The sequence below is a fragment of the Halochromatium sp. genome, from assembly GCF_054919635.1.
Genome location: NZ_JBUDPI010000394.1, coordinates 1 through 3,186, shown reverse-complemented (window position 1 = coordinate 3,186; position 3,186 = coordinate 1). Strand labels below are relative to the sequence as shown.

The window sequence follows — 3,186 nt, the reverse complement described above, 5'->3', positions numbered from 1 at the left end:
TTCGGCAAGATCTTCTTCATCCAGCACTTCCGCGAGCCGATGCCGATGCAGACCACGGCCATGGATCAGGTCAGCACGATCATGGGCGGCGATGATGCCGTCGTCGAAGGCCTGGCGACGATCTGCAAGAAGCATGACCCGGCGCTGATCGGCCTACCGACGACCGGACTGGTGGAGACCCAAGGCGCTGATGTCGCTCGTGCCATTCAGATGTTCCGCACGCAGCATCCAGAATATGCTGGTATCGCCGTTGTCCCGGTCGCCTCGCCGGACTACAGCGGCTGTCTGGAGACTGGCTACAACAACGCGGTCAAGGCGATCATCGACGCCCTGGTACCCAAAGCGACTGCCGCCGGCACCCGTCCAGGTCGTCGGCCTCGGCAGGTCAATGTGCTCGCCGGCTCGGCGCTGACCACCGGAGACATCGAGCATCTCAAGGACCTTCTCGAGCGCTTCCGGCTGCGCCCGATGCTCGTGCCAGACATTGCTGACTCCCTCGATGGCCATCTGGTCGACGCCGACTACAACGCCCTGACCATCGGCGGTACCCCGCTGGATGAGCTGGCGACCCTCGGTGACGCCGCGGCAACACTGGTCATCGGCCATTCGATGACCGGTGCTGCCAACCTGCTGGCCGAGCGCACCGGGGTACCAGACTACCGGTTCCCGCATCTGATGGGCCTGGAGGCGATGGACCGATTCATCAGCACGCTTGCTGAGATCAGCGCCGAGCCGGTGCCGGAGCGCATCGAGCGACAGCGCTCGCAGCTGCAGGACGCGATGCTCGACGCGCATTTCTCGATCGGGCAAGGCCGATTTGCCCTCGCCGCCGATGCCGATCTATTGATTGCCTTCTCGCAGCTGCTCGCCAGCATGGGCGCCGAGACCGTTGCTGCGGTTGCGCCTGCCAACGCACCGAGCCTGGCCGATGTTGCCGCTGCGCAGGTGAAGATCGGCGATCTCGAGGATCTAGAGCAGCTGGCCCGCGCCAACGGTGCCGAGGTGCTGATCACTAACAGCCATGGCGCCCATACCGCCGAGCGCCTGGGCATTCCACTGCTGCGCGCCGGCTTTCCACAGTTCGACCATGTTGGTGGCTGGCAGCGGCAATGGATCGGCTATCAGGGTACGCGTCAAACCCTGTTCGATCTCGCCAACATCATGCTCGGGCTGCACAAGGGCGAGATCGCACCCTATCGCTCTCGTCTCAAGCAATGGCCAGAACACGAGCGCGATGGTGGGCCGGCTCAAGGCTCGATCGATGCCGGCATCGGTGCGGCACTGGCCTGACGAATGCCGAGCCCATGGCCATGCCGGTGCCTATGCCCATGCCTATGCTCATACAGGCCATCGCCACCAGCGCTTCGCACGCTCTGCGTCGGCTTAGTTGCCCCGCATGATCGCTCTCGATAAGCCCCGGACCCGAGCCAATAGCATGACCATGAAACGCCAGCTCAAGCTCGTCGGCAACAGGGATCTCGATGATCACGAGGCGACCGCGATCAAGGTCGCCTTCGCCACCACCGACCGCCGCCACGTCAATCAGCACTTCGGCGCCGCCGAGGGTTTTGCGATCTATCGCGTCTCGGCGAACGGCTACGAACTGTTGGAGGTCGCCCAATTCGGCCGTCTCGATATGGACGGCAATGAAGACAAGCTCGGCGCCAAGATCGAGGCCCTTGCCGGCTGCATCGCGGTCTATTGCCAAGCGGTTGGCGCCTCCGCCATCAGCAAGCTGCGCGCACAGGGCATTCAACCGATCAAGGTCGCCCCCGAAAGCCTGGTCAGCAGTCAGCTGCACGCGCTCAAGCGCGAGCTGCGCGACGGTCCGAGTGCTTGGCTCAAGCGCGCAATCGCGCAACAGAGCCCGCGCAGTGAGAGCCGCTTTGATGCCATGGCGGCCGAGGCCTGGGAAGAATGATGCCGCCCGTCGGCGGCTCGATTGAAATAACACAACGTCGGAGAACAGCATGACCATTGAGACGCTTGAGGCACCAACCACCGAGCCAGCGATCGATCCGAGCGATCCGGTGCTGGATACTGGATTCGCGACCGAAATGGTGCGCCAGGTGCGCGCCATCGATCCCTATGGCACCTACGATGATCTCTCAGCTGCCGAGGTGCTCGAGCCCTATGTGCTGACCAAGGAGAAGAAGCGCGAGATACCGATCGTCGGCGATCCCGACGAGATCGTCATCGCTCGCATCCAGGCCTTCTATAACGCCATTGCGGTGATGATCGAGCAGGAGTGCCGTTTGCGCGCGGTGCCCTTGCTGCACCTGACCCACGAAGGCTTCGGCCGCGTGCTGATCACCGTTGGCAAGCTGGTGGTCGTGGATCGCTCGTTGCGCGACGTTCACCGCTTCGGTTTCGCTTCGCTCTCAAGGATGAAAGACGAAGGCGACAAGCTGCTCTCGGTCGCGCTGGAGCTGATCGGGGAGCACAGCCGGGTCGCTGGCCTCTGAAACCGACCGACACGCCAGTCGACGGCTTGAGCTAATCAACACCCTCAGAAAGCCCGCTGCGGCGGGCTTCCCGCGGAGGACCTGATGAGCGATGAGATGAGCGACGAGGAGATCAAGGCCCTCGAAAAGGCCATGAAGAAGGCGAAGCGCATCGCCAGTGAGCGCGCTAGCGAGCTGCATGATCTGGTCGAAGACCGCCTACCTGCGGCATTCAACGAGCTCCCAGCGCTGTCAGAGGCCACCTACGAGGCCTGTCAGACCTGGGCCGAGGCCAAAGCCCGCTATGAGCAGGCCCAAACCGCCGATGCCTGACCCGTTGCCCGAACCCCAACCACGGCTGATGTGTGAGCCTGTCGCTTCAGCCTCATCCCCAACCTAGCGGAGCAAGCCAATGAGCACCATCACCGGACTCACCCGCGGCGGCGTCCAGTGGACACCGGCCTTCATCGTCGACCTGAATCAGAACAACTGCATCGGCTGCGGCCGCTGCTTTAAGGTCTGCCCGCGCGATGTCTTCGAGCTGATCGATCGCGATGAGCTTGACCTCGGCGATGACGATGACTTCGATGACGACTTTGACGAGGCACCTGGGATGGTGATGAACCTCAAAGACACCCTCGACTGCATTGGCTGCGAGGCCTGCTCGCGCGTCTGCCCCAAGGGCTGCCTGACGCACGAGCCCCAAGCGATTGCGGCCTAATTGCGGCCTAATTGCGGCCTA

5 protein-coding genes are annotated in these 3,186 nt (G+C 63.1%); all 5 read left to right on the top strand.

Annotation, left to right across the window (positions count from 1 at the left end; genetic code table 11):
* A partial coding sequence (gene nifN / locus ACY693_RS17175; RefSeq protein WP_462323030.1) for a nitrogenase iron-molybdenum cofactor biosynthesis protein NifN occupies positions 1-1,290 on the top strand: 1,290 nt, incomplete at its 5' end.
* 145 nt (positions 1,291-1,435) lie between these two features.
* Positions 1,436-1,921 (top strand): NifB/NifX family molybdenum-iron cluster-binding protein, encoded by a 486-nt coding sequence (locus ACY693_RS17170; protein WP_462323029.1) that lies wholly within the window; start codon positions 1,436-1,438, stop codon positions 1,919-1,921.
* A gap of 49 nt (positions 1,922-1,970) precedes the next feature.
* Positions 1,971-2,465 (top strand): NifX-associated nitrogen fixation protein, encoded by a 495-nt coding sequence (locus ACY693_RS17165; protein ID WP_462323028.1) that lies wholly within the window; start codon positions 1,971-1,973, stop codon positions 2,463-2,465.
* Positions 2,466-2,549: 84 nt separating this feature from the next.
* Positions 2,550-2,777, top strand: coding sequence for a CCE_0567 family metalloprotein (locus tag ACY693_RS17160; protein WP_462323027.1), 228 nt, complete (start codon positions 2,550-2,552; stop codon positions 2,775-2,777).
* 79 nt (positions 2,778-2,856) lie between these two features.
* Positions 2,857-3,165 carry a ferredoxin III, nif-specific gene (gene fdxB, locus ACY693_RS17155; RefSeq protein WP_462323026.1) on the top strand — a complete coding sequence of 103 codons (309 nt, stop codon included), beginning with the start codon at positions 2,857-2,859 and terminating at the stop codon, positions 3,163-3,165.
* Positions 3,166-3,186 lie beyond the last annotated feature (21 nt).